Annotated in this window: 20 protein-coding genes; 7 read left to right on the top strand and 13 right to left on the bottom strand. The window is 53.8% G+C overall.

The annotated features are described in order from the left end of the window. Positions 1 to 48: 48 nt before the first annotated feature. From MXMO3_RS02160 to leuD, 6 genes are all read right to left on the bottom strand, one after another. Positions 49 to 1,080, bottom strand: coding sequence for an aspartate-semialdehyde dehydrogenase (locus MXMO3_RS02160; RefSeq protein ID WP_027835938.1), 1,032 nt, complete (start codon positions 1,078 to 1,080; stop codon positions 49 to 51). Positions 1,081 to 1,423: 343 nt separating this feature from the next. Further along, positions 1,424 to 2,518 carry a 3-isopropylmalate dehydrogenase gene (gene leuB, locus MXMO3_RS02155; RefSeq protein ID WP_117394801.1) on the bottom strand — a complete coding sequence of 365 codons (1,095 nt, stop codon included), beginning with the start codon at positions 2,516 to 2,518 and terminating at the stop codon, positions 1,424 to 1,426. Positions 2,519 to 2,622: 104 nt separating this feature from the next. Beyond that, positions 2,623 to 3,054 carry a hypothetical protein gene (locus MXMO3_RS02150; protein WP_117394800.1) on the bottom strand — a complete coding sequence of 144 codons (432 nt, stop codon included), beginning with the start codon at positions 3,052 to 3,054 and terminating at the stop codon, positions 2,623 to 2,625. A gap of 78 nt (positions 3,055 to 3,132) precedes the next feature. Next, positions 3,133 to 3,543: a hypothetical protein gene (locus MXMO3_RS02145; RefSeq protein ID WP_117394799.1), complete on the bottom strand. Its 411-nt coding sequence runs from the start codon at positions 3,541 to 3,543 to the stop codon at positions 3,133 to 3,135. A 56-nt stretch (positions 3,544 to 3,599) separates the two neighbouring features. Continuing rightward, a complete protein-coding gene (locus tag MXMO3_RS02140; protein ID WP_117394798.1) occupies positions 3,600 to 3,995 on the bottom strand; it encodes a RidA family protein in 396 nt (131 codons plus the stop codon). A gap of 3 nt (positions 3,996 to 3,998) precedes the next feature. After that, positions 3,999 to 4,607, bottom strand: a complete 609-nt coding sequence (gene leuD / locus MXMO3_RS02135) for a 3-isopropylmalate dehydratase small subunit (RefSeq protein WP_027835933.1) — start codon at positions 4,605 to 4,607, stop codon at positions 3,999 to 4,001. Positions 4,608 to 4,771: 164 nt separating this feature from the next. Here leuD and deoD point away from each other — a divergent pair, with 164 nt between their 5' ends. The 4 genes from deoD to MXMO3_RS02115 all read left to right on the top strand — a co-directional run bounded on the left by deoD (position 4,772) and on the right by MXMO3_RS02115 (position 8,423). Next, positions 4,772 to 5,482 carry a purine-nucleoside phosphorylase gene (deoD, locus tag MXMO3_RS02130; RefSeq protein WP_117394797.1) on the top strand — a complete coding sequence of 237 codons (711 nt, stop codon included), beginning with the start codon at positions 4,772 to 4,774 and terminating at the stop codon, positions 5,480 to 5,482. A 73-nt stretch (positions 5,483 to 5,555) separates the two neighbouring features. Beyond that, positions 5,556 to 6,185 (top strand): DUF998 domain-containing protein, encoded by a 630-nt coding sequence (locus tag MXMO3_RS02125; RefSeq protein WP_117394796.1) that lies wholly within the window; start codon positions 5,556 to 5,558, stop codon positions 6,183 to 6,185. 87 nt (positions 6,186 to 6,272) lie between these two features. After that, positions 6,273 to 7,637 carry a hypothetical protein gene (locus MXMO3_RS02120; RefSeq protein ID WP_117394795.1) on the top strand — a complete coding sequence of 455 codons (1,365 nt, stop codon included), beginning with the start codon at positions 6,273 to 6,275 and terminating at the stop codon, positions 7,635 to 7,637. A 3-nt stretch (positions 7,638 to 7,640) separates the two neighbouring features. Then, entirely contained in the window at positions 7,641 to 8,423 is a 783-nt protein-coding gene (locus MXMO3_RS02115) for a COG3904 family protein (RefSeq protein ID WP_117394794.1), read from the top strand. On the opposite strand, the gene MXMO3_RS02110 is transcribed toward MXMO3_RS02115, so the two are convergent. Next, the gene (locus MXMO3_RS02110) at positions 8,413 to 8,985 is read right to left on the bottom strand and encodes a DUF998 domain-containing protein (protein ID WP_162889097.1); all 573 of its coding nucleotides are present in this window, start codon (positions 8,983 to 8,985) and stop codon (positions 8,413 to 8,415) included. The genes MXMO3_RS02115 and MXMO3_RS02110 overlap by 11 nt on opposite strands. Positions 8,986 to 9,064: 79 nt before the next feature. Next, on the bottom strand, positions 9,065 to 10,468 hold the full coding sequence (leuC, locus tag MXMO3_RS02105; protein WP_027835929.1) for a 3-isopropylmalate dehydratase large subunit: 1,404 nt from the start codon (positions 10,466 to 10,468) through the stop codon (positions 9,065 to 9,067). 222 nt (positions 10,469 to 10,690) lie between these two features. Here leuC and MXMO3_RS02100 point away from each other — a divergent pair, with 222 nt between their 5' ends. Further along, a complete protein-coding gene (locus MXMO3_RS02100; RefSeq protein ID WP_117394792.1) occupies positions 10,691 to 15,445 on the top strand; it encodes an NAD-glutamate dehydrogenase in 4,755 nt (1,584 codons plus the stop codon). Then, entirely contained in the window at positions 15,445 to 16,800 is a 1,356-nt protein-coding gene (locus tag MXMO3_RS02095; RefSeq protein ID WP_117394791.1) for an MFS transporter, read from the top strand. Before MXMO3_RS02100 ends, MXMO3_RS02095 begins: the two co-directional genes overlap by 1 nt. Before the next feature lie 178 nt (positions 16,801 to 16,978). Here the strand turns inward: MXMO3_RS02095 and ppa are convergent, their stop codons facing one another. Continuing rightward, the gene (ppa, locus tag MXMO3_RS02090) at positions 16,979 to 17,512 is read right to left on the bottom strand and encodes an inorganic diphosphatase (RefSeq protein ID WP_117394790.1); all 534 of its coding nucleotides are present in this window, start codon (positions 17,510 to 17,512) and stop codon (positions 16,979 to 16,981) included. Positions 17,513 to 17,626: 114 nt separating this feature from the next. Between ppa and MXMO3_RS02085 the strand changes: the two genes are divergently transcribed. Beyond that, the gene (locus MXMO3_RS02085; protein ID WP_117394789.1) at positions 17,627 to 18,175 is read left to right on the top strand and encodes a hypothetical protein; all 549 of its coding nucleotides are present in this window, start codon (positions 17,627 to 17,629) and stop codon (positions 18,173 to 18,175) included. 106 nt (positions 18,176 to 18,281) lie between these two features. On the opposite strand, the gene purH is transcribed toward MXMO3_RS02085, so the two are convergent. The 4 genes from purH to htpX form a co-directional block, all read right to left on the bottom strand. Next, on the bottom strand, positions 18,282 to 19,898 hold the full coding sequence (purH, locus tag MXMO3_RS02080) for a bifunctional phosphoribosylaminoimidazolecarboxamide formyltransferase/IMP cyclohydrolase (RefSeq protein ID WP_117394788.1): 1,617 nt from the start codon (positions 19,896 to 19,898) through the stop codon (positions 18,282 to 18,284). 109 nt (positions 19,899 to 20,007) lie between these two features. Further along, entirely contained in the window at positions 20,008 to 21,705 is a 1,698-nt protein-coding gene (locus tag MXMO3_RS02075; RefSeq protein WP_162889096.1) for a heparinase II/III family protein, read from the bottom strand. Between the two features lie 62 nt (positions 21,706 to 21,767). Then, complete coding sequence (locus MXMO3_RS02070; protein ID WP_036223107.1) at positions 21,768 to 23,078, bottom strand: RsmB/NOP family class I SAM-dependent RNA methyltransferase; 1,311 nt, start codon at positions 23,076 to 23,078, stop codon at positions 21,768 to 21,770. A gap of 6 nt (positions 23,079 to 23,084) precedes the next feature. Further along, complete coding sequence (gene htpX, locus MXMO3_RS02065) at positions 23,085 to 24,083, bottom strand: zinc metalloprotease HtpX (protein ID WP_117396678.1); 999 nt, start codon at positions 24,081 to 24,083, stop codon at positions 23,085 to 23,087. Positions 24,084 to 24,111 lie beyond the last annotated feature (28 nt).

Here is a 24,111-nt window from a genome sequence, read left to right as displayed (position 1 = left end):
CCATGCCAGCGGGTGCTCATCATAACAAAACTTGTCGGCGAAATATGCTTATTTGTTCAACAAGCCGCGATTGATGATCGCTTCGGCAATCTGCACCGTGTTGAGCGCCGCGCCTTTACGCAGATTGTCGGCGACCACCCACATGTTCAAACCGTTCTCAACCGTGGCATCTTCGCGAATGCGCGAAACAAACGTCGCATCTTCGCCAGCCGCATCAATTGGCGTCACGTAGCCGCCATCTTCGCGCTTGTCGATCACCATTATGCCCGGTGCTGCACGCAAAATATCGCGCGCTTCATCAGGCGAAATTTCATTTTCAAATTCAATATTCACCGCTTCCGCATGGCTGATGAACACAGGCACACGCACCGCTGTGCATGTCACTTTGATTTTCGGGTCGAGCATCTTTTTGGTCTCGGCCAAAACCTTCCACTCTTCCTTCGTGTATCCATCTTCCATAAACACATCAATGTGTGGGATCACGTTGAACGCGATCTGCTTTGGATAGACAGACGGCTCAGGAATATCGGTGACAAAAATGCCTTTGGTCTGGTTCCAAAGCTCATCCATGGCTTCCTTGCCAGAGCCAGAAACAGACTGGTAGGTCGACACCACAATCCGTTTGATCTTCGCATGATCATGCAACGGCTTCAGCGCCACAACCAACTGCGCAGTCGAGCAGTTCGGGTTGGCGATAATGTTCATGCGCTCTTTTTGCGCCATATATTCTTCAAGATGATGCGGGTTCACTTCAGGCACGATCAACGGCACATCTTGGTGGTAGCGCCAGCAAGATGAGTTATCGATCACAATACAGCCGGTCTTGCCGATTTTTTCCGCCCATTTGGTCGAAATTTCAGACCCGGCGGACATCAAGCAAAAGTCGACGCCTGTGAAATCAAATGTTTCAAGGTCCCGGCATTTCAGCGTTTTGTCGCCAAAAGAAACTTCACGCCCTATAGAGCGGGACGAAGCCAATGCATAAACTTCATCGGCCGGAAAGCCGCGCTCGGCCAAAATGCCCAACATTTCTTGTCCGACATTGCCCGTCGCGCCTACGATTGCAACCTTATAACCCATAATGATTATTCCTTGTCTCACCCCCGCTTTTGACTTTATCTAGCCTATTGTCCCCCTGGCGGGGGCGCGCAGGGAAAGCTTAGCGGATTTCGGTGGTTTTCTTCTCGGCCTTCTTGCCAACGCCAAGCGCCACGTCTCTGGAAAGAGACATGGTTTTCACAGTCATCATCGTTGTGTGCATCAACTGCATCATGATTGTCGCGTTAGCCGAGTTAATTAAACAAGCGCCGTTGTTGTATCGCATTGCGAAGATTAGTCAACAAAGCTTGCCGAAATATTATTTTGCCCATTTACCTCGCGCCAATAACGCAGCGCGAGGCATATTGTTCCGACAAAGTCGAAATTATATTTTGGCGATGATCGCTTCGCCCATTTCTGCAGTGGAGACCTTTTTGCAGCCTTCTTGCATAATATCGCCCGTGCGCAAGCCTTCATCCAGCACAGAAGAAATCGCGCCTTCGAGCTTGTCGGCCAATTCGATCATTTCAAAGGAATAGCGCAAGGCCATCGCAAAGCTGGCCAGCATCGCAATCGGATTGGCCATGCTTTGGCCCGCAATATCAGGTGCAGAGCCGTGTACCGGTTCATAAAGCGCCTTGCGTTTGCCCGTGCTCGCGTCTGGTGCACCCAATGAGGCTGAAGGCAACATGCCCAAAGAGCCGGTCAACATCGCCGCCGAATCTGACAAGATATCGCCGAACAAATTGTCCGTGACGATCACATCAAACTGCTTCGGGTTCCGCACCAATTGCATGGCGCAATTGTCCGCCAGAATATGATCAAGCTGCACATCGGCGTAATCTTTGTGCACATCGGTCACTACCTCGTGCCACAACACGCCAGATTTCATCACATTACGTTTTTCAGAAGAATGAACACGCTTGTCACGAGTACGGGCCAAATCAAACGCCACGCGGGCAATTCGGTCGATTTCATAGGTGTCATAAACTTGGGTATCGATGCCGCGTTTTTGGCCATCGCCCAGCTCAATGATCTCTTTCGGCTCACCGAAATACACACCGCCAGTCAGCTCGCGCACGATCAAAATATCGAGGCCTTCCACCAATTCTTTTTTCAATGAAGAGGCATCGGCCAGGGCGCTATAGCAAATGGCCGGGCGCAGATTGGCAAAAAGGCCCAGATCTTTACGCAGACGCAACAGGCCAGCTTCCGGGCGCACTTCATAAGGCACATCATCCCATTTCGGGCCGCCGACCGCGCCGAAAATCACGGCATCGGCCTTGAGCGCCTTGTCCATATCCTCTTCGGAAATGGCCTGCCCATGGGCATCATAGGCAGAGCCGCCAACAAGGCCGGTGTCAAAAGAAAAATCGGCAAGGCCTTTTTCTTTCAGGTGCGCAATAAGCTTTTCCACCTCAGCCATAATTTCAGTGCCAATTCCATCGCCGGGCAACAGCAAAAGATGATTTTGTGCCATAGTCACATCCTGAATTTGAATTAGAAACTGCCGCTTTGCTAGCGCTCTCCGGCGCAAATGGCAAGGCGTTGCCGCCAGAATGCGTTCTGCTCAACTCTTATGGATCAACGCCGCAGCCTTTGATTGCGATAGGCGGCATAAAGATGCAGGGCGCCAATCACCAACGCTAGAGACGAAAAGGCAAAGTCGCGGAAAACCGGGCTTTCACCATCGGAAAACAAGGTGAGCCCGAAAAACTGAAAGAACAGCGCTGACCCGCGCAGCACAAAAACCGCCCCGATCAACCCCACCAGCACCCGCACCATCTTGCCAAACCGATCCTTGAACGCGGCCCAAAAACAAATCAGGCTCCAAATCAGAAACACGGTGGCAATGGCAAGGGTCAAAAGCGCAGGCCAGATGTCTCCGGCCACATCCGCCGCGGCCATCACTTTACCGGCGCGCAAAAAGATATAGGCGTCGCCGCCCACCACAATCACCAGCACATGCAACAGGGCCAAAATCAAATCGGCCAATCCGGCCAACACATATAGCATAACTCTCTCCACCATACGCTAACGTATGGATATATAACCGACCGATGCGCAGGTGGCCAGTGCTTGTTTTGCCGCAGGCTAAATCCAGCCGATGAGCAGCAGCACAATCACATAGGCGGCGGCCAACAGATCTACCACGATGCACATGGGCGGATACCAGCTCACCACTTTCGCCCCGCGACCCGTATTATGTTTGATAAAATCCCAAATCGCATGCGCCCCCAACCCGATGGGCACGGCCCAGGGCCAGATCACTAGCCCGACCACCGCCAACCCATAGGTCACCAATGCGGCCAAAACTTCATCACGCTGTTGTTGGGTACTGTGATGATGGCTGAGTAGCAGTATCGGATAGACCAGCCCAATCACCATTAATGCCCCGGCGGCCACCTGCAGCGGATAATGCGGAAAAATCACGTACAATGCGACCAGAAAGGCCAGCATGACAGCGACACCGAAGAGGATCGCGTCTTTTGAAAAGGAAAACATAATTGATCACCCCAAACTATGGCGTGATCATAAAACCGCTTCCACTTAGGGAAAGGTCAAGCGCTATCGCCTGCCCCAATGCGCGCGGTGACTTCAATTTCCACCTTCATTTCAGGCTTGATCAAACCACACACCACCATGGTGGCGGCGGGCCGGACCTCGGCAAAATATCTGCCGGTGATCTCGAACACTTTTTCCGCATCATTGGCATCGGTGATGTAATAATGCGCGCGCACCACATCCTTGAGCGATGTACCCGCCTCTTTCAACGCTTTTTCAATGGTCAAAAAGCAATTGTCGGCCTGCACCTGCACATCATCCGGCATCTGCATGGTTTCATAGTCATAGCCGGTGGTGCCGGCCACATAGACCATATCGCCATCCACGACCGCGCGGGAATAGCCCGCCTTTTTCTCAAAAGGCGACCCCGTCGAGATGCGCTTAATGCCCATCGACTAAATCCAAGGCCGATCTTCAGCCACTTTATCTTCAAATGTTGAGATCGCTTCGCCTTTTTCCATGGTCAGGCCCACATCGTCCAAACCTTGCAGCAACGCATTTTTGCGCGACGGGTCAATATCAAACTCAACCGTACCACCATCAGGGCCCTGAATGGTTTGCGCTTCCAGATCCACGGTCAATGTCGCGTTGGAGCCGCGAGACGCATCATCCAGCAATTCTTTCAACTGCTCTTCTGTCACCACGATTGGCAAAATGCCATTCTTAAAGCAGTTATTGTAGAAAATGTCAGCAAAGCTGGTGGAGATCACGCAGCGAATACCAAAATCTTTCAGCGCCCATGGGGCGTGCTCACGGCTGGAACCACAGCCAAAATTGTCGCCCGCGACCAGAATGGACGCATTGCGATAGGCGGGCTTGTTCAGCACAAAATCCGGCTTTTCGGTTTTGCCATCTTCTTCATAGCGCATTTCAGCAAAGGCAGCCACGCCAAGGCCCGTGCGCTTGATGGTTTTGAGATATTGTTTCGGGATAATCATATCGGTATCGATATTGATCAACGGCAATGGGGCGGCAACCCCGGTCAATGTTGTGAACTTATCCATCTGTCGCAATATCCTTTCATCGGGGCTTGAACCACTTTTAAAGCCCAGACCCTTCAAATGCACCAGCGGCAAAACCGCGTCAAGTCGCCCGCGCGCGCCATCGTTGAATTTGGGCGCAAAAAGTGGCTAGATATGCGCAGATATTTTGACCAATAGGAAAAATCATGACGCCACATAACCATGCCTCCAAAGATGCCTATGCCGAAACCGTGCTGCTGCCCGGCGATCCCTTGCGCGCCAAATGGGTGGCCGAAACCTTTCTAGACGATGCAAAACTGGTCAATTCCGTACGCAATTGCCTCGGCTATACTGGCACCTACAAAGGCAAAAAAGTCTCGGTGCAGGCCACGGGCATGGGCCAACCTTCACTTGCCATCTATGTGCATGAGCTGATCAATCTTTACGGCGCCAAAAACTTTATCCGCATCGGCACCTGCGGCGGGCTGAACGAAAAGGTCAAGGTGCGTGATGTGGTGTTGGGCGTTGCCGCCTCCACCGACAGCGCCATGAATACAGGCACCTTTGGCCGCTACCATTATGCCCCGCACGCCGATTTTGATCTGCTGCGCAAAGCCGCCGATCTCGCCGACGAGCGTAAAATGAAATTTCACGCTGGCGGCATTGTCTCATCAGATGTGTTCTATGTTGAAGGCGGGGCCAAAGGTTACCAGCCCTTGCTCGACCACGATATTCTGGCCGTGGAAATGGAAGCCGCAGCGCTTTACACCTTGGCGGCGAAATTCAACCGCAAAGCCATCGCCATCTGCACCATGACAGATTGCCTGATCACCGGCGACGAAATCGATGCGGATGCTCGCCAGAGTTCACTTGAAGAAATGGCAACCCTGTCGCTGGACCTGGCCGCCACACTCTAAACGTTCCTCAGCCATTGCAAAGATCCTCTCCCGACCTACATTATCCAGATAAGATGTGGGACGGGAGGATCAAATGAAAAAGCCAAAGCTGGCCCTAGGGCTGACAATCTTGAGCTATCTCTGGATTATGGTCACCGTGGCCATCGCCGGGGCAAATTTTCCCGACTATAGCCATGTGTCGCAATTTATGAGCGAGCTTGGCGCGGCAGATTCGCCCTTTCCCAACCTTGTCAATTTTGGCAGCTTCTTTGCCGCCGCGCTGATATTGCTTGGCGCCTTGGCGCTGGTCTTTTCCAGCTTGCCCCGCAGTCTGCCCGGCACCATCGGGCTCGCTATTTTGGCGCTCTATCCTTTGCTGGTCATTGTTGCCTCCTTTTTCCCTTGCGATGCCGCGTGCCGCCCGGCAACCCCATCGACAAGCCATATCATTCATATGACCAGCGCCCTGCTCGCCTATCTCTCCGCCATTATCGGCATGGCGATCCTGTCGCTGCACGCCCGCAAATGGCTGGGCAAAAGCCTGCTGACCCCTTTGGGGCTGATCATGCCGGTGATTTTGCTGGTGCTGTTGGCAAACTTGATGCCGGACAATCCCCGGGTCGGGCTGATCCAGCGCTTGTTTGAAACATTGGTCTATGGCTGGCTGGTCTTTTATATCGTCACCTTGATCGCGCCGCCCAAATCTGACGTCGCACGCCATTAACCGCGTCTTAACATTTGCGGCCTTTGCCCTTTTATGGCCGCGTTTTTCCCGCTTTAATGGGCCAACAGGGAAACCAAAGGCACATCTATGCTTGATCAAAATAATGCGGCACGCCTGAAAGAGGGCGTGAAGTCACTTGAATTGATGACGCGGTTTGCGCTGGCCACGCTGGCACTGGCGAGTGGCGTTTATACCTATCTCGGCGTACGCAGCCTGATTGATGGCTCCGCCGATCTGGTGTTCTTCGCCGCCATCGTTTATTCCGCCGCTGTGTCCGTGGGCATTTATGCCTTCTGGACCTATATGATGCGCTTTCTGCCCCTGATGCGCGACAGCGCCCGGCGCGGCGCCTTGATCGCGGTGATGGGGCTGGGCAGCCTGATGATTGTCGCCATGTCGTCATGGTTGAACGCAGCGGCCCTCGCTGGCTCTGCCGCACTGGAGCAGCATTTGGCGGTCACCCTTGAAGATTATGTCGCCGATCTCGACAAAGCCCACGATAAGGCTTTGGCCGCCCAAAGCCTATTGCCCGACGTGCAACGCGCCTCGGTGCGCTTTTCGCGCCTTGCGCAGGATGAGCGCCAGTCCGGCGCCCTCACCGGCACCTCTGGTTCCGGCTCCGTGGTGCAATTGCTCACCCAGATGTCACAGCAACTGGACGAATTGAGCGCCTCGATCCTCGCCTCCCGCGAAACCGCGGCCACCCAATTTGAACAAGGCTCACAGCATTTGGCCAATATGCGGGCGCTGGTCTCGGGCGATGGGGAAGTGCAGCCCCGCGCTGATGAGTTTGCCGCCGAAGCACTGGCGCTGACAGGCGTTATTTCGTCCCTGCAGGAAACGTCCATCGCCGCCTCGGTAAGCCGCGCGGCAGAAGATTTGTCCTTGGGCTTTATTGCCCCCGTCGCCGATGGCGGCACCCAGGATCTGGCCAACCGGCAGGATCGGGTGATGCGCTCCATCATGGAAGCGGTAGCGGCCCAATCCAAAGCCTTGCAGGCCGCGGCGCAGGATATTCTTGACCAGCCCGGCGTGCCCGCCCGGCGCTTTGTGCCGCTCTCCACACCAGAAGCGGTGTTGCTCTATGCCCGCGACTTTCTGCCCTCCTGGGCCGGGGCGATCTCCATCGACTTATTGCCCATGGTGTTGGTGCTGATCCTCTCAGTCGTGCATTCCGCCTCTCGCCGCGAAGCCCGCACTTTGGATGTTGCCGACAAAATCACGGCGGCAGAAATGATGCGCGCCGTGGCCCTGTTCCGCGACATGAATGCCGATTTGCCGCCCGAGCAGGTGCAAAAGGCCATCGAACATGCCGCCAGCGAAAAACTGCCCACGGATGAAGCGCCCGCGCCGGACAGCAAAGCTGAAGACGACAAAACGTCAACGGACCCGGACGAACCAAAAGACAAGCGCGACGACAATATCACGCCCCTCAGGGACAAAAAGCATTAGGCGATGAGCACAAAAACCAAAACCCGATTTTGGCTGGATGATGGCCGCTTGATGCGGGCGGTGTTTTTTGTGCTGCTCTTTGCCAGCGGCGTGGTCCTATGGCTCGATTTTGATCAGCTCTATAACCAGCAATCCGCCGTCCCCTATAACCCGCAACAGGGTGATACGCCCATCCTGCCCGCAGTGGACCGGCCCGAAATCAACCCAAACAATCCGCAATTTTCCCCCAGCGAACGGGTGGAGTTGCCACGCGAAACCTTGCAACAACCGCTGACCGCCACCCTCGAGTCGGGCAACCGACTGACCTTGCAGGGCTCAATTGATGTGGGGGCCTTTGCGCGGCTGGAGCCGGACCTCAAGCGCATGGCGGAATATGTGGATTGGGTGGACATCAGCTCCCCCGGCGGTTCAGTTGATGATGCCCTGGCCCTGGCCAAGTTGGTGCGCGAGCTGAAACTGAATATGCGCGTACCGGCAGGCGGCTATTGTGCCTCATCCTGCCCGCTTATTTTTGCCGCCGGCGTGAAGCGCGACATGCACCAGCGCGCCAATCTTGGCGTGCATCAAATCTATTTGCCCGCCAACGATCCCAACGCCACCCGCAATCCGGCACAAGCCATGTCCGACGCCCAATCCATCACGGCGCTGATCACCAAACATCTGGCCGATATGGGGGTGGATAGCGCCATGTGGGTGCATGCCCTCGAAACTCCGCCGCAACGGCTTTATTATTTTACGCCCGAAGAGGCCAAAGCCTATAAATTGGCGACCCTGATCAGCGATTAGGGACTGACGGCGCGGGCGGCAGATAGAGCCAAAACCAAACAAAACTGATTCCAAACATCAAGCGTTGCCACACCCCGGCATAGTCCGGCATCTGCCACATCAGAAGCGGCAGGATGATGGAGGCCAACGCGGCCAAGCCGCTAAGGGTCAAATCAAGCGGCGTACGCATATAAATCATCCGCCACCCCACCCCAAAGCCAAAAGCAAAGCCCATCAGCGTGGCGAAAAAGCTGTGCAGCCAATCATCGGTCAGATCATAGGTGAGCGTGAGATCAATCGGCCGCGTGGAAAAGACGGCCACCAAAATCATCGACAGGCCGAACACCGAAAACAGGCTGTTTGCCCATTGGCGCCGCTTTACCGCTTCCAGCGCGTCGATAAAAACGCCCAGCCCCAGCGCCACAAAGCCAAACCGCATCAAATAGGCCCCGGCGGTGAGTTGCCCGGCCTGTTCGGAGGTGGTGTGGCGCACCCAGTTAAAACCAGGCGGACTGAACCAAGGGCCAACCACCATGGTCAGCGCCATCAGGATGATCCCGATACGGGTTGTCGTGATCTGCACCATGCCCTCCAACAAAAAGCCCCTCACCAGCAAAGCTGATCAGGGGCTTTCTTGTCAATTAGGGTGGCGGTGCCAGCGCTTAAAGGTCGCGCACATCCACAAACCGACCCGCAACTGCAGCAGCCGCAGCCATAGACGGCGACACAAGGTGCGTCCGGCCCTTAAAGCCTTGGCGACCCTCAAAGTTACGGTTTGAGGTAGAGGCACAGCGCTCTTCTGGCTTCAGTTTGTCGGCATTCATCGCCAAGCACATGGAGCAACCCGGCTCACGCCATTCACAACCCGCGTCGAGGAAGATTTTGTCCAAACCTTCTTCTTCGGCCTGTGCTTTCACCAAACCAGAGCCCGGCACGATCATCACATTCACGCCTTCAGCGACCTTTTTGCCCTTCAGCACTTCAGCAGCAGCGCGGAAATCTTCGATCCGGCCATTGGTGCACGAGCCGATAAACACACGATCAATGGTGATATCGGTGATCTTGGTGCCCGGCTTCAAGCCCATATAATCAAGCGCACGCCATTTTGAATCCCGCTTATTTTCATTTTCAATATCATCGGGGTTCGGCACTTCGCCATTGATGGAGACCACGTCCTCTGGACTTGAGCCCCAGGTCACGATCGGTGGCAGGTCAGAGGCATCAAGGGTGATTTCCTTGTCGAACTTTGCGCCTTCATCTGTGTGCAGTGTTTTCCAATAGGCTTTGGCCATTTCAAAGGCTTCACCTTTTGGCGCGCGCGGACGACCCTCAATATATTCAAAGGTCTTTTCATCCGGCGCGATCAAGCCAGCACGGGCGCCCGCTTCGATCGACATGTTACAAACAGTCATCCGGCCTTCCATGGAAAGCTCCTGGATGGCCTCGCCGGCATATTCAATCACATGGCCGGTGCCGCCCGCAGTGCCGATCTCACCAATGATGGTCAAGACGATATCTTTCGCGGTCACGCCTTTAGGCAATTTGCCGTTCACGGTCACGCGCATATTTTTGGCTTTGGATTGGATCAGGGTCTGAGTGGCCAGCACATGCTCCACTTCCGAGGTGCCAATGCCATGCGCCAACGCGCCGAACGCGCCATGGGTGGAGGTGTGACTGTCGCCACAAACAATGGTCATGCCCGGCAGGGTGAAGCCTTGCTCCGGTCCAACAATGTGCACAACGCCCTGGCGCTTGTCCAACTCGTTGAAATATTCAACGCCGAAATCGGCAGCGTTTTTCGCCAGCGTGTCCACCTGGATTTTGCTGTCCGGATCATCAATGCCCTGAGAGCGGTCAGTTGTCGGCACATTATGATCCACCACGGCCAAGGTGCGCTGCGGCGCCCGCACTTTGCGGCTGGCCATGCGCAGCCCTTCAAAAGCCTGTGGGCTCGTGACCTCATGCACAAGGTGACGATCAATATAAAGAAGGCTCGTGCCATCTTCATTATTGGCCACCAAGTGATCGTCCCAAATCTTGTCATAAAGTGTACGAGGATTACCCATTTTACACGGTCTTTCGTTCAAAAATTGCCTGAGTAAACCGTTTCTAAAACCCGCGCAAAGCGCGGTCAAGTCACGATCCGGGGAGAATCGTCCATCCGCTGCAGTCAATTGGTCTGCACACGCGCAAACAATTTCTCTTTGACCCCTCCAAAAAGACTACTGACATTCTTTACTATCCCTGTTTAAACTCAACATAATTAAAATCAAAAAGGGGATACCCAAATGGCGCAGGCCACGAGCGCTTACAAGTCTCAGCTCATCGAACTTGCTCACTCTAGAAGTCTCACCGATCAAAGCTTTCTCAACTTTTTGGGCCATCTGGTGGACTCGATCGAAGATGGCGATTTGAAGAACAAAGATTTGTCGGAACTGCTGGATGCGGCGATCAGGGCCTATGAACATCTCGGCCGACGCGAAACAAACGGCCATCATATCTCCAATTGGGTCCCAGAAGACCTGCACCGCGACCATATTGTTGATGTCTTCAATGCGGACATGCCCTTTATTGTTGATAGTGGCTTGGCCGCTATTCGTTCTTCGGGCGCGGATATCATCTTGTTTGCCCATCCCATTTTGCCCGTGCGCAAAACCGAGCAGGGCATCGAGGTACTCGAAAAATTTGAAGAAGGCGGTCAAAAAGAAAGCCTCTTGCACGTTCACTATCGGCCCGGGCTGAGCGCCAACAATCAAGAGGTGCTGGTAGAAGAACTGGACAACACCCTCACGCAAGTGCGCCACGCTGTGAATGGCTGGCGGCCGATGCTGGAAAAACTGGGTGAAACCGTCCGCCATTATCGCGACAACCCACCTAAAATCGAAGAAGCCGTTTTGGCCGAAAGCATGCACTTTCTCGGCTGGCTTGCGGACCATAATTTCACGTTTTTGGGCATGCGCGAATATCGCCTGATAAATGAAAACGGCGCACCGCATCTTGAACCATTGCGCGAAAGCGGGCTCGGCATCTTAAAAGACCCCGACCTTTATTTCCTGCGCCATGGTTCCGACTATGTGGAAATGACCGATCAGCACGTGGCCTTTTTGCAAAAAGCCGATCCCTTGATGGTGACCAAGGCCAATATCAAATCCGTTGTGCACCGTCGCGTGCACATGGATTATGTTGGCGTAAAATTATATAATGACGAAGGCGAACTCAGCGGTGAGTTGCGCATTCTCGGCTTGTTCACATCCATGTCCTTGGCCACGCCTCACACCTCAGTGCCCTTACTGCGCCGTAAGGTGATGCACGTGATGCAACGTTCTGGCCACTCGCCAAACTCGCATTCTGGCAAAGCGCTTATGAATGCGTTGGACAATTATCCGCGTGAAGAACTTTTCCAGATTGACGAGAAACTGCTGTACGAGTTTGCCACCACCATTTCAGAGTTGGCAGACCGCCCACGTGTTCGCGTGTTGCCGCGCATTGACCCGTTCGACAACTTTGTGTCGGTGCTGCTGTTTATGGCCCGCGACAAATATAATTCGCACATTCGCCGCCAAGTGGGCGAATATTTGGCCGAAAAATATGACGCAAGGGTCTCCGCCTTCTATCCCAATTTCCCTGAAGGTGAATTGGCATCGGTTCATTTTATTCTGGGGCGCAATGGCGGCAAAACACCCCAACCGGATCGCGATGAGTTGGAAGAACACATCACCAACCTCACGCGCTCTTATGGCGATTGGCTTGCCTCTTTGGTCGATGATCCACGCTCGATCGCACCCTATGTGAATGCGTTCACCATCGCCTATCAGGAAAAATATCCTTATGCTGCCGCGCTCAACGATATTGAGCACTTCAAACAGCTTGATGATGACGTCAAGATCGGCGTGCGCCTGGACAAACATGCGCGGCGCGAAAACGCCTATTCCCTCAAGATTTATCACCGATCAACAGCGATCCCTCTGAGCGCCCGCGTCCCCTTGCTCGAGAATTTCGGCTTCACCGTGGTCAACGAACGGACCTACACAGTCAGCCCGGAAGACGAAGAAGAACGTGTGCTGCATGACATGACCCTGAAAGTGGCAGAGTTTGAAGGTGATTTGACAGAGATCGCGGCCAACATTGAGCGGGCGATCAAAGCGGTCTGGTATAAAGAAGCCGAAAATGATGGCTATAACCGACTGGCATTATTCGCCGCAATGTCGTGGGACAATATCGCCATTATCCGTGCCTTGTCGCGCTATTTGAAGCAGACCGATATCACCTATTCCCAACGCTATATGTGGGAAACATTGTCGAAACACCCACTGACCGCCAAAGCGATCGTGGATCTGTTCCATGCCCGGCACAACCCGAACTTTAACGGCGACGCGCAATTGGTTGAGCAAAAAGCGCGTGAGACCATTCGCGCAACGCTCGAGCAAATCACCAGCCTCGACGACGACACCATTTTCCGCCGTTTCGTCAATCTTGTTGATTCAAGCTTGCGCACCAATTTCTTCCAACGGCCCAATGGCGAACGCCGCCCGGCGCTGGCCATCAAGTTCGACGCGTCCAAGGTCAAGGGTTTGCCTGACCCGCGTCCCTTCCGCGAAATTTTCGTCTATAGCCCGCGCGTTGAAGGCGTGCATTTGCGTGGCGGCATGATCGCTCGCGGCGGCCTGCGCTGGTCCGACAGACCAGAAGACTTCCGCACCGAAGTACTCGGCCTTGTGAAAGCACAAATGGTGAAAAATGCGGTGATCGTGCCCGTGGGGGCCAAGGGTGGATTTGTGCCCAAGCAAATGCCCACCAACCCAACCCGCGAAGAATTTATGGCCGAAGGCACAGCGAGTTATAAAATCTTTATCGGCTCCCTGCTCGACATCACGGACAATCTCGATGTGGATGAGATTGTGCCGCCGGAAAACGTCAATCGGCTCGATGGCGATGATCCTTACCTTGTGGTGGCAGCAGATAAAGGTACAGCAACTTTCTCCGACACCGCCAACGCCATCTCTGAAGAACGCAATTTCTGGCTCGGCGATGCCTTCGCCTCCGGCGGGTCCGTCGGCTATGACCATAAAAAAATGGGCATTACCGCCCGTGGCGGCTGGGAAGCAGTGAAGCGTCATTTCCGCGAAATGGACCATGACATTCAAACCCAGCCTTTCACCGCAGTCGGCGTGGGCGACATGTCCGGCGACGTGTTTGGCAATGGCATGCTTTTGTCCGACCAAACCAAGCTGATCGCAGCATTTGATCACCGCGATATTTTCATCGACCCAAATCCCGATCCGGCCAGCTCTTACGCTGAGCGGAAACGGCTGTTTGAAATGGGACGGTCATCTTGGCAGGATTACGATCAATCCAAGCTTTCAGCAGGTGGCGGTATTTATCCACGTTCCTCAAAGTCGATCACCTTATCGGCCGAAGCCAAAGCCGCACTGGGCATCGAACAAAATGAAATCAGCCCCAATGATTTGATGCAGTCCATATTGAAAGCAAAAGCGGACCTGCTCTGGTTCGGCGGCATCGGCACCTATGTCCGCGCCACCACCGAAAGCAATGCTGACGCGGGCGACCGCGCCAATGACGCTATTCGCATCACGGGTAAGGAAGTCGGCGCCAAAGTGATTGGCGAGGGTGCGAATTTGGGCATCACCCAATTGGCCCGGGTTGAATTTGACCAAAATGGTGGGCGCATCAATACCGATGCCATCGACAACTCCGCTGGGGTGAACTCATCTGACCTTGAGGTCAACATCAAGATTGCTTTGGGCAGCTTGGTCCGCGATGGCGACATCGATATGACTAAACGCAACAGCTTCTTGGCCGGGATGACCGACGAAGTGGCGGAATTGTGCTTGCGCAACAACTATTTGCAAACGCTGGCCATTTCCTTGGCTGAGCGACGCGACGTTGCCGATTTGCCCTACCATGCAGATTTCATCAAATCTTTGGAAACTGCAGGGCAATTGAACCGCAAGGTTGAATATTTGCCCAAACATGTCGATCTGATGGAGCGGGAAAGTCACAATCGCGGCCTGACCCGACCAGAATTGGCGGTGATTTTGGCCTACGCCAAAAACACCCTTTATGCCAAATTGCTGGAATCTGATGTGCCGGATGATCCTTATTTGGGCAAAGAGCTGTTCCGCTATTTCCCCGAAACACTCACCGCGACTTATCCAGATACCATCACCAACCACCGCTTGCGGCGCGAGGTGATTGCCACCGTATTGTCGAACGCGATGATCAATCGCGGCGGGCCTGACTTTGTGCACCGTGTCGCCTCTGCCACAGGGTCTGACCCCGCACAAGTGGCCGCCGCATACGCCGCCGCCCGCGACAGCTTTGGCTTAACGGATATGAACGCCGCCATCGATGAGCTGGACAACAAAATGTCCGGGCAAACCCAATTGGCGCTCTACGACGAACTGCGCAGTCTGTTGCTGCAACAAACCGCTTGGTTTATCCGCAATGTCAACTTGGAAGATGGTTTGTCCAAAGTGGTCGAACGCTACGCCGACGGGATCAATATTATCCGCGATATGCTGGATGAATTGCTGCCTGAATTTATCACTCAAAGCGTCAAAACCCAGACCAAAGGTTTTGAAGATGGCGGGACGCCTAGTGCATTGGCGAAACGTGTTGCACAGCTTTCTGCGCTCACTTTGGCGACAGAAATTGTGCTGATCGCCGAGCGCGCGGATACAAGCGTTGAAAACGCAGCACGGGCCTATTTTGCCATATTGGCAAACTTCAAACTGGGGCGCATCACTGAACAAGTTGATACCATTGCGGTGCATGACTATTACGACCGCTTGGCTCTTGACCGCGCTTTGGCCAACCTGATGCGCGCCCAACGCGACATCACCCTTGATGTGTTGGCCTTTGATGCTGATGACATGAAAAAGGCCTTTGCCGATTGGAACAATGCCCGTTCAGCCGACATTTCGCGCACCCGCGAAATGGTTGAGAACATCACCGACACCACACTTGGCGTGTCAAAATTGTCCGTTGCGGCTGGTCTGCTCTCTGATCTGGCAAAAGGCTAATGGCGATACAGCACAATATCGAACAAGGCCCGGCACGAACACGTGTCGGGCAGTTCGCATGGATGTTGTTTGATTTTGCGGCCCAGCCGTTTCACACCCTCATCCTCACCTTCATTTTTGCCCCCTATTTCGCCACAAAACTCAGCGCAAATGCTGTGGATGGCCAAGCCATGTGGGGCTATGCCATTGGCATTGGTGGCTTCGTTATTGCCATCATGGCCCCCATTTTGGGTGCCATGTCTGACGCGACGGGGCCACGCAAACCCTACATCGCCTTCTTTTCAATATTCGCAATACTCGGCAGTTGCTTAATGTATTTCGCTGCCCCCGGCACTGAATCCGGGGTGTTTTATGCCGTCATCGGCGTCTTTCTTGCCATTATCGGCTTTGAGTTTGCCACCGTGTTCAACAATGCGATGATGGCCAATCTGGCAGAAGACGAAAATATCGGCCTCCTGTCCGGCTTTGGCTGGGCGCTTGGCTATGTCGGCGGTGTATTGGCCTTGGTTGTGGTGTTGGCCCTGATGTCTGCCTCGCCAGAGACAGGCACAACACTTTTCGGGCTCACACCAATCCTTGGCCTTGACCCGATGACACATGAAGGCGATCGCGCCTCTGGGCCGCTGACAGCCATATGGTATGTGATCTTTGTGATCCCGATGTTTGTGTTTACCCCCGATGTACCGCGCATCGCCCCGGTGAAAAATGCCGTACGCAATGGCCTACTCAAATTGCGCACCACCCTCAAAACCCTGCCCCAGCGCAAAAGCTATTTTGCCTATTTATTGTCGTCCATGTTTTACCGCGATGGCTTAAATGGACTTTACGCTTTCGGTGGCATTTACGCTGGCGGTGTCTTGGGCCTTTCCATCATTCAGATTGGTGTTTTTGGCATTATTGCCGCCGCGGCTGGCGCTCTTGGCGCCACGGCGGGCGCCTTTGCCGACAAAAAGATGGGCCCCAAATTCGTCGTCACGCTGTGCTGCAATATCTTGATATTGACCTGTCTTTTGGTGGTGTCGACAACAACAAAAACTGCGTTCTTCATCTTGCACCTTGAGGACGGCAGCTCCACCCCCTTGCTCATCTTCTATATAGCAGGCGCACTTATTGGCGCAGCAGGCGGCGCGTTGCAGGCTGCATCGCGCACATTGCTGATCCGGCAGGTGCCAAAAACAGAAGTGGCAGAGGCGTTTGGGCTTTTTGCCCTCACCGGGCGCGCGACAAGCTTTATCGCTCCTTTGAGCGTGGGGGTTATGACCAGCCTGAGCCAATCGCAACAAGTCGGCATCACCCCAATCATCGTGCTCTTTGCTATGGGCGCCTTGGGCCTCATTTTCGTAACAAAAAAATAGGCTTATTTTTCCCTCACGAGCACTTTGCTCGCGCGGACGCACCAATCGGGCAGGGTTGCCGGGGACGGGAGCGAAGCGACCGGTGGCGGCAAGAAAAAGTGCCACTGCCGGGCAACTCTACCCAACAAAAAAGGCGGGCCCAAAGCCCGCCTTCTCATCAAAAAACAGCAAAAAGGCCTTAGCCTTCTTTTTTCGCCAGTGCCACTGAATCCATGATCACTTTGCGGGCCTCTTCAATGCCCTTAATGCCTTCAATCTTGGCCCATTTGCCTGGCTCAAGGTCTTTGTAGTGCGTGAAAAAATGTTCAACTTTTTGCACTTCAATCTCAGGCATATCGGAAATGTCTTTGATATGCTCATAGGATTTGGTGAGCTTTGAAATCGGCAAGGCGAGCAATTTCTCGTCCATGCCGCCATCATCTTCCATGATCAACACGCCGATTGGACGACATTTGATCACCGCACCAGGCATAATCGGACGGGAGTTCATCACCACAACATCCAACGGGTCACCATCACCACACAACGTGTTGGGCACAAAACCATAATTGCCCGGATAGCGCATTGGCGTGTGCAAAAAGCGATCAACGAAAATCGCACCGCTATCTTTCTCAAATTCATATTTGATTGGCTCGCCACCAACAGGCACTTCAATCACCACATTGATTTCTTCAGGTGGGTTTTTGCCCGCTCCAATTGCGTTCAAGTCCATCATGGTCTCCATTGGTCATATTGAAACTTTGCCTGCACTAATGCCTAGCCCTCGCCGTGATTGCAAGCCATAATCAGCGCACACAAGTGCTTTGACGATATTTTGGAGGAAATAATGGCGCGAAAACGATTGTGGGGTGTGGCCCTTTCTACCCTCTGCGGGCTCACTCTAGCTGGCAGCGCGTTGGCCGCTGATATTGATGTGGCCTACACCGATACAGACCTGAACGAGTGCACCATCATCAATGCAGATGATTTTGGCGCCACCTTCGCCTGCCCTGGCTGGCGCGGCATCCCGGTTATGATTGCCGAAGGCGATCTGCGCTTTTTCGTCAGCTATGGCCTCAATGCCGTCAATGAAGTGGCCGCGCAACAAACGCTGCCCCAATTCAACACGATCGGCGCAAAAATCGAGTGGCGCATCACCAACCGCACCGGCGATTGGCGGCCTTATGCCACCATCTTGCGCTATTACACCGACAATGAAGGCGGCCCTGAGGGCCAAACCTTAGTGGTCACCAAAATCGAACAGGGCGCAACCTGCCAAGTGGCACACGTCGACGCCCGCAAATATAGCAATGCCAATGAAATTGCTCGCAGTCTGGCCGACGAGCTGGCCTTCGATTTTGATTGTACAAACCAGCCAATTGAATATCGGCCTTGATTTTCGCGCACCCCGGGCAGTCAGTCATTTGCCGGGGATCGCGCGTGCAACAAACGAATGGCGGCACAAACAATGTGCCGCCATCTAAATCTATCTAGCCGAGCACCTAGTGCCGGAAGTGGCGCATGCCCGTAAAGACCATGGCGATGCCTGCTTCATCCGCAGCTGCAATCACTTCATCATCACGGATGGAACCACCTGGCTGAATAACCGCTGTTGCGCCAGCTTCCACAGCTGACAGCAAGCCATCAGCAAACGGGAAAAATGCATCTGAGGCGACAACTGAATCTTTGGTCAAGGCCCCTTTGATTTTCAGCGCTTTGGCCGCATCCTTGGATTTACGGTGTGCAATCCGCGCCGAATCAACACGGCTCATTTGGCCCGCACCGATGCCCACTGTCGCGCCGTCCTTAGCATAAATAATCGCGTTGGATTTCACATGTTTGGCCACAATCGCCGCGACCTTCAAATCAGCCATTTCAGCGTCTGTCGGTTTGCGTTTCGTCACAATCTTCATATCGCAATCAAGCACGTTTTTATTGTCGCGCGATTGCACCAGCATACCGCCTGAGACAGATTTGACGGTCAAACCTTCGGCCTTCACGTCAGCCAAGCCACCCGTCAGCAACAAGCGCAAATTCTTTTTCTTTTCAAAGATCGCCAAAGCCTGCGGTGTAGCGGATGGCGCAATAATCACCTCGGTAAACACTTCAATGATCTTTTTCGCGACGTCTTCGTCGATCTCTTTGTTCAGCGCCACAATGCCACCAAAGGCCGACACCGGATCGCAGGCCAAAGCCTTATCGTAAGCTTCGGACAAATCGCCGCCCAAGCCGACACCGCAAGGGTTGGCATGCTTGATGATGGCAACCGCGGCACTCACTTTCGGATCAAACTCAGACACCAGCTCAAACGCCGCGTCCGTATCATTGATATTGTTGTAAGAAAGTGCTTTGCCTTGCACCTGCTCAGCACTGGCCACGCCACACCGGTCGGAACCATCTTTATAAAACGCGGCCCACTGATGCGGGTTTTCACCATAGCGCATCACCTGATCGAGCTTGCCTGCAAAACTGCGATAGGCCATGTCGTCATTTTCCAGCACCTTGGCGAACCAATTGGAAATTGCTGAATCATAGGCGGCCGTGCGCGCATAAGCTTTAGCGGCAAGCTTTTTACGGGTGGCCAAATTCATGCCTTCAGTAGAGCTGATTTGATCCAACACATCGTCATAATCGGCAGGATCAACCACGACCGTCACAAACGCATGGTTTTTCGCGGCAGAGCGGATCATCGCGGGGCCACCAATATCGATATTCTCAATGACCGTCTCGTAATCCGCGCCCGACTTTACGGTTTCCGCAAAGGGATAAAGATTGACCACCACCAAATCGATCGGGGAGATTTGGTGAATGCGCATCGCACTTTTGTGATTGTCGTTATCCCGACGCCCCAACAGGCCACCATGAACTTTCGGGTGAAGCGTTTTCACACGTCCGTCCATCATTTCGGGGAATCCGGTCAACTCAGCAATGTCGATAACCGGGATTTGCTCCTCTTCCAACAATTTGCGGGTGCCGCCAGTTGAAATCAGCTCAATGCCTTGAGCCACAAGCCCGCGGGCAAATTCAGCAATACCAGTTTTGTCGGAAACAGAAAGTAAGGCGCGTTTCATGGTCACTTTTTCGACCCCCAATCTTGTGCGCGTGGTCAGAATTGGCATCGCCGCCGATGGCGCAACGCCTCAAAATTCAGGATTTCGCTAGCACGGACTGGGCTAATTTAAAACCATTTTCGGCCATTTTCAAAAAACGACCCGCCAAACACACCAATTATTGCCCTTCGGGCACAAAAGACCACGCCACATCGATATTCGGCTGCACAGTGCCATAGAGCACAATTTGCTGAATTGGTGCCAACCCAGTACGCAAATTTTGACGCGCACTGTCTTCAATCATGGCCGACGCGCCTTCAAACAAAAACAGCCATTTCGACTTTGACCGCAATGTCAGCTCAATCATATTTTCTGCATCATTAAACTGCGCTTCCACGCCCAAGCCCAAATGGAATCGCAGCAAAAATTGATCAGGCGCATTATTGTGCGCCAAGTCACAGGTCAAAATATCCTGCCCCACCAACGCATCGCCGTGATTTGGCAACACGGTCAAAACCCGCTTGTGTTGCACACCCGTGATCGCTTCATAGCCTTTATTATCAAAAATCAGACTGTTTTCAGCGCTGTCCAACCGCATCGGCCCTTCGCCATTGGCAGCAATAAAATGATCAATGAGCTTTCTCGTGCTGATAGGCGGGGTGCCCTGATAATCCAGCTCCAACGCGGAGTGCGCCGCAGGCAGGCTAAACAATTGCGCATCACCCCCCAAATCAGCATCACCGGGCCCACAATTGCCGACGATCAAATCATTGCGGTGGGAATATTCGAAGCTGCCGGCGCCCGCCATCATAAAATCATTCATATTCGCAGGTGGCCGCTTGCCGCTATCTGCGATCAGCTTCGATTCATCACCCAACAAAACGCCATAACCGGCCAACATGCGCGATTCGCCAAAAACGGCTTTGGTGGCACTCCGCGCCGCAAGCGCCAAACTGTCTTCATGCGGGATTTGACCCGTCATGTTGAAATAGGCCAGATCGCCATTGCTCAAGGTTAAACCGCCAAGCGCTGCATACATTTTGCGCGTGATGGCGATGAATTTCTTGGCGCCATCCGGGGAAAAAGTTGCCAAGCCCTGGCGCAAACTCACCAGGTTCAACAACAAATTGAAATGAACCGCTCCTGACCGTGACAAATGCATGCCAAAATCACTGAGTTGGGCGTCAAGCGTTTGATTGAGGCGGTTAATGCGTTCGTGAACATCTTTGGTGTCGCGCCCCAAGGAAATGGCTGCGCCCAGAAGGGCCATTTGGATCAACGCCTGAATATGGGGATGCAGCTCAAAATTCTGGCGCATCTCAAGCGATTGGATCTGGCGCGATAAGGATTGCACAATGGCATCCCGCTGGCTCTCATTTGCGCCATAGGTCAACACGTCGAAATGCTTGATCCAGTTGATCACCCGTTGGGCGGTGGTTTCACGCCCCCAAACCAAAGGGTCAAAAGCACCATATCGGGCCACCCAGTCCAACGCCAAAGTCATGGCGAACCGCTTTTCGCCCTCGTCCCGCGCCGCCGCAAAATGATAGAGCCAGGAAAAGCGGTGCAATTCGTCAGACCATTTCGGCGATGCATGTTCCACCGCAAAGGGGCTAATGCCCTGCGTGTCCACATGCTTATTGCCCAGCACATAACGACCGGCCATCATGTCTTTGATGCTGAAATGATCGGCCGCCCGCACTTCCACAAACTTGGATGAAACCACGCCAATATGGTCGTTGGCCCATGTCCACCGAAATAGCGGGCTGGTGACGAACGAATCCATCACAGCCGTATATATACGCTTCGAAATTTGCCCCGCCGCAATGACCAAATCGAAAACCCCGAACTTTACTCTATGGTGATAGGATAGCATTTGCGGCCCATCCAATGGACCCCTTAAATGCATTTCGAACAGTTTTTAAAAAATCGGCGCGATTATGCCACACGCTGCAAACGCGCTGCGAAGAAACCATCCGTGCCGCCAGTGCAGCCATTTGGCAGTTCGACACACGGCAATGCACGCACATAGCCATTTAAATCAATCGGCCCTGCCCACCCTGCGAGCTCGTCGCTTTTAATAGGTGCCAGCGCAAATTCACTATGCTGTTTCAAAAACTGCTCGATCTGATTCTCGCCCTCTTCGGGCTCCAACGAACAGGTGCAGTATATCAGTTGACCGCCTTTGGCCACTTTTTTTGCCGCAGACCCCAACATTTCGGACTGTAAAGCAGCCCGATGTGCAAAATCGCTTTCTTTGCGATGCCATAGCACTTCTGGATGCCGGCGAAACGTACCTGTGGCGCTGCACGGTGCATCGAGCATGACCACATCAAACTCATCCAAGCCGTCCAATTGTGTCGCATCCGCTTCAAGCATTTCCGCGTGGAAGTTCAAACGTTCCAAATTTTCTTTCAACCGTGACAACCGATCTGGTTCAATTTCCACAGCCGTCACAAGCCCGCCCATATCGCACAATTGGGCCGTCTTGCCGCCAGGCGCCGCACATAAATCCAGCACCTTCTTGCCAACCAGCGACCCGGCAAGTCGCGCGGGCAATGTTGAACTTAAATCCTGCACCCACCATTGACCATCGGCATAGTCGGGCAAATCGGCAACACTGGCATCCCGCGTCGCCAAGCGGAAACTTTGGGGCAACAGCGCCGCAAGGCCGTCAAATCCGTTGGCCCCCGTCTGCGGTTCCACGCCCGATTTGAACACCAGATCAAGTGGCGGTTGCGCCAATAGCAACTCCGCCATTTTATGCGCTTGCGTCTCACCATATTGCTTGGTCCAGCGCTTAAACATCCATTCGGGCACCAAATCTTGCACCCGCAATGGCCAATCATCAGCCTGTCGTTGCACCGAGCGCAAGGCCGCATTGGCCAGCTTTGCAAAACGCGAGGCGCGGCGATCGCGTTTGATGGTTTCCACCGCCAAATGCAACGCCGCATGAGCACCCTGCTCGGGCATAAACAGCAATTGAGCAATGCCAATGCGCATGGCTGGCTCAAAAAGGCCGGCGCGCTTTGGCATGCCCTTATCCAACACACTGACCAAAACCTGATTGATTTGGCCATGTCGGCGCAACGCGGTGGTCACCAACCGATTGGCCAGCGCCCGCTCACGCCCATCTTCAAAATCGTCGGCACCAAACGGAATAAACGGCGCACCGGTCAAAACCAATTGTAGGCGCTGCGCCGCTGCCCGCCGAACGTCTAATCCGGCGGTATTGCTTTTTGCTGACATATTGATTTAACCCCAAGGCCCTTTAGACGTGTCGTTATTGTCGCGCTGATCTCGCGCTGTTTTTGGCACCCGCCAACCCGCAGATCGCGGTGCGCTTTGTGCGTGGCCCGTTTGTTGCGCCGCATTATGGCGAGAACGGGGCCACGACTCATTTTGTGACAGCTGTTGCTCTTTTGCCATTTCCATCAACGCCGCCACCCGGTTTTTCACATTCGGGTGGGTGGAGAACCAATTGTCTCCCCTTTTGCCCGCAAGGGGGTTGATGATGTACATATGCGCCATGCCCGGTGAGCGACGAGCATACACATTGCTGATTTGTTTCGCATGATTGGCAATCTTATCCAACGCCCGCGCCAGCGCTTCTGGATTGCCAGTGATCTCGGCCCCATCGCGGTCCGCTTCATATTCGCGCACACGGCTAACGGCCATCTGCACCAACAATGCCGCAATTGGCGCCACGATGACCATCAGGATGGACCCAATTGGCCCGATCGGCGAATTGCTGTTCCGCGCGCCGAAGAACAAGCCAAACTGCGCCAACATGGAAATGGCACCCGCCAATGTTGCAGTAATGGTCATGGTCAATGTGTCGCGTGAGCGAATGTGCGCCAACTCGTGCGCCACCACGCCTTCAATCTCGTCGTAACTGAGCCGTTTGATCAGACCCGTCGACACGGCCACTGCCGCATTTTCAGGGTTGCGCCCTGTGGCAAACGCATTGGGCTGGTCACTTTCAATCAGATAGATTTGTGGCGAAGGAATGCCCGCATTCTGCGACAGGCGCGCCACCATTTCGTGCAAATCTGGCGATTGTTGAAAGCTGATCGCCTTGGCATTTTGCATGCGCAGAACGATCTTGTCGGAATTCCAGAATGAAAACATATTCATCATCAACGCCATCAACAGGGCCAGCATCATGCCGCCACGCCCGCCAATGACAAAACCAATTGCCATAAACAAGCCCGTCAACACGGCCAACAAAAATGTCGTTCTGATCGCATTCACCATTCGAAATTCCTTTCAGACCTTTAAA

Source organism: Maritalea myrionectae, from assembly GCF_003433515.1.
Lineage (GTDB): Bacteria > Pseudomonadota > Alphaproteobacteria > Rhizobiales > Devosiaceae > Maritalea > Maritalea myrionectae.
Note: the sequence above shows the minus strand (reverse complement) of the source record. Positions and strands in the feature narration are given on the sequence as shown.

Excerpts from the sequence above, each read along its gene's own strand:
- MXMO3_RS02145 (WP_117394799.1), bottom strand. The coding sequence starts at position 3,543 with ATGTTTTCCTTTTCAAAAGACGCGATCCTCTTCGGTGTCGCTGTCATG.
- MXMO3_RS02160 (WP_027835938.1), bottom strand. The coding sequence starts at position 1,080 with ATGGGTTATAAGGTTGCAATCGTAGGCGCGACGGGCAATGTCGGACAA.
- MXMO3_RS02125 (WP_117394796.1), top strand. The coding sequence starts at position 5,556 with ATGAAAAAGCCAAAGCTGGCCCTAGGGCTGACAATCTTGAGCTATCTC.
- ppa (WP_117394790.1), bottom strand. The coding sequence starts at position 17,512 with ATGGACTTGAACGCAATTGGAGCGGGCAAAAACCCACCTGAAGAAATC.
- leuC (WP_027835929.1), bottom strand. The coding sequence starts at position 10,468 with ATGGGTAATCCTCGTACACTTTATGACAAGATTTGGGACGATCACTTG.
- MXMO3_RS02150 (WP_117394800.1), bottom strand. The coding sequence starts at position 3,054 with ATGCTATATGTGTTGGCCGGATTGGCCGATTTGATTTTGGCCCTGTTG.
- deoD (WP_117394797.1), top strand. The coding sequence starts at position 4,772 with ATGACGCCACATAACCATGCCTCCAAAGATGCCTATGCCGAAACCGTG.
- MXMO3_RS02100 (WP_117394792.1), top strand. The coding sequence starts at position 10,691 with ATGGCGCAGGCCACGAGCGCTTACAAGTCTCAGCTCATCGAACTTGCT.
- MXMO3_RS02075 (WP_162889096.1), bottom strand. The coding sequence starts at position 21,705 with ATGCTATCCTATCACCATAGAGTAAAGTTCGGGGTTTTCGATTTGGTC.
- MXMO3_RS02085 (WP_117394789.1), top strand. The coding sequence starts at position 17,627 with ATGGCGCGAAAACGATTGTGGGGTGTGGCCCTTTCTACCCTCTGCGGG.
- MXMO3_RS02120 (WP_117394795.1), top strand. The coding sequence starts at position 6,273 with ATGCTTGATCAAAATAATGCGGCACGCCTGAAAGAGGGCGTGAAGTCA.
- MXMO3_RS02115 (WP_117394794.1), top strand. The coding sequence starts at position 7,641 with ATGAGCACAAAAACCAAAACCCGATTTTGGCTGGATGATGGCCGCTTG.
- purH (WP_117394788.1), bottom strand. The coding sequence starts at position 19,898 with ATGCCAATTCTGACCACGCGCACAAGATTGGGGGTCGAAAAAGTGACC.
- leuD (WP_027835933.1), bottom strand. The coding sequence starts at position 4,607 with ATGGATAAGTTCACAACATTGACCGGGGTTGCCGCCCCATTGCCGTTG.
- MXMO3_RS02095 (WP_117394791.1), top strand. The coding sequence starts at position 15,445 with ATGGCGATACAGCACAATATCGAACAAGGCCCGGCACGAACACGTGTC.
- MXMO3_RS02140 (WP_117394798.1), bottom strand. The coding sequence starts at position 3,995 with ATGGGCATTAAGCGCATCTCGACGGGGTCGCCTTTTGAGAAAAAGGCG.
- MXMO3_RS02070 (WP_036223107.1), bottom strand. The coding sequence starts at position 23,078 with ATGTCAGCAAAAAGCAATACCGCCGGATTAGACGTTCGGCGGGCAGCG.
- leuB (WP_117394801.1), bottom strand. The coding sequence starts at position 2,518 with ATGGCACAAAATCATCTTTTGCTGTTGCCCGGCGATGGAATTGGCACT.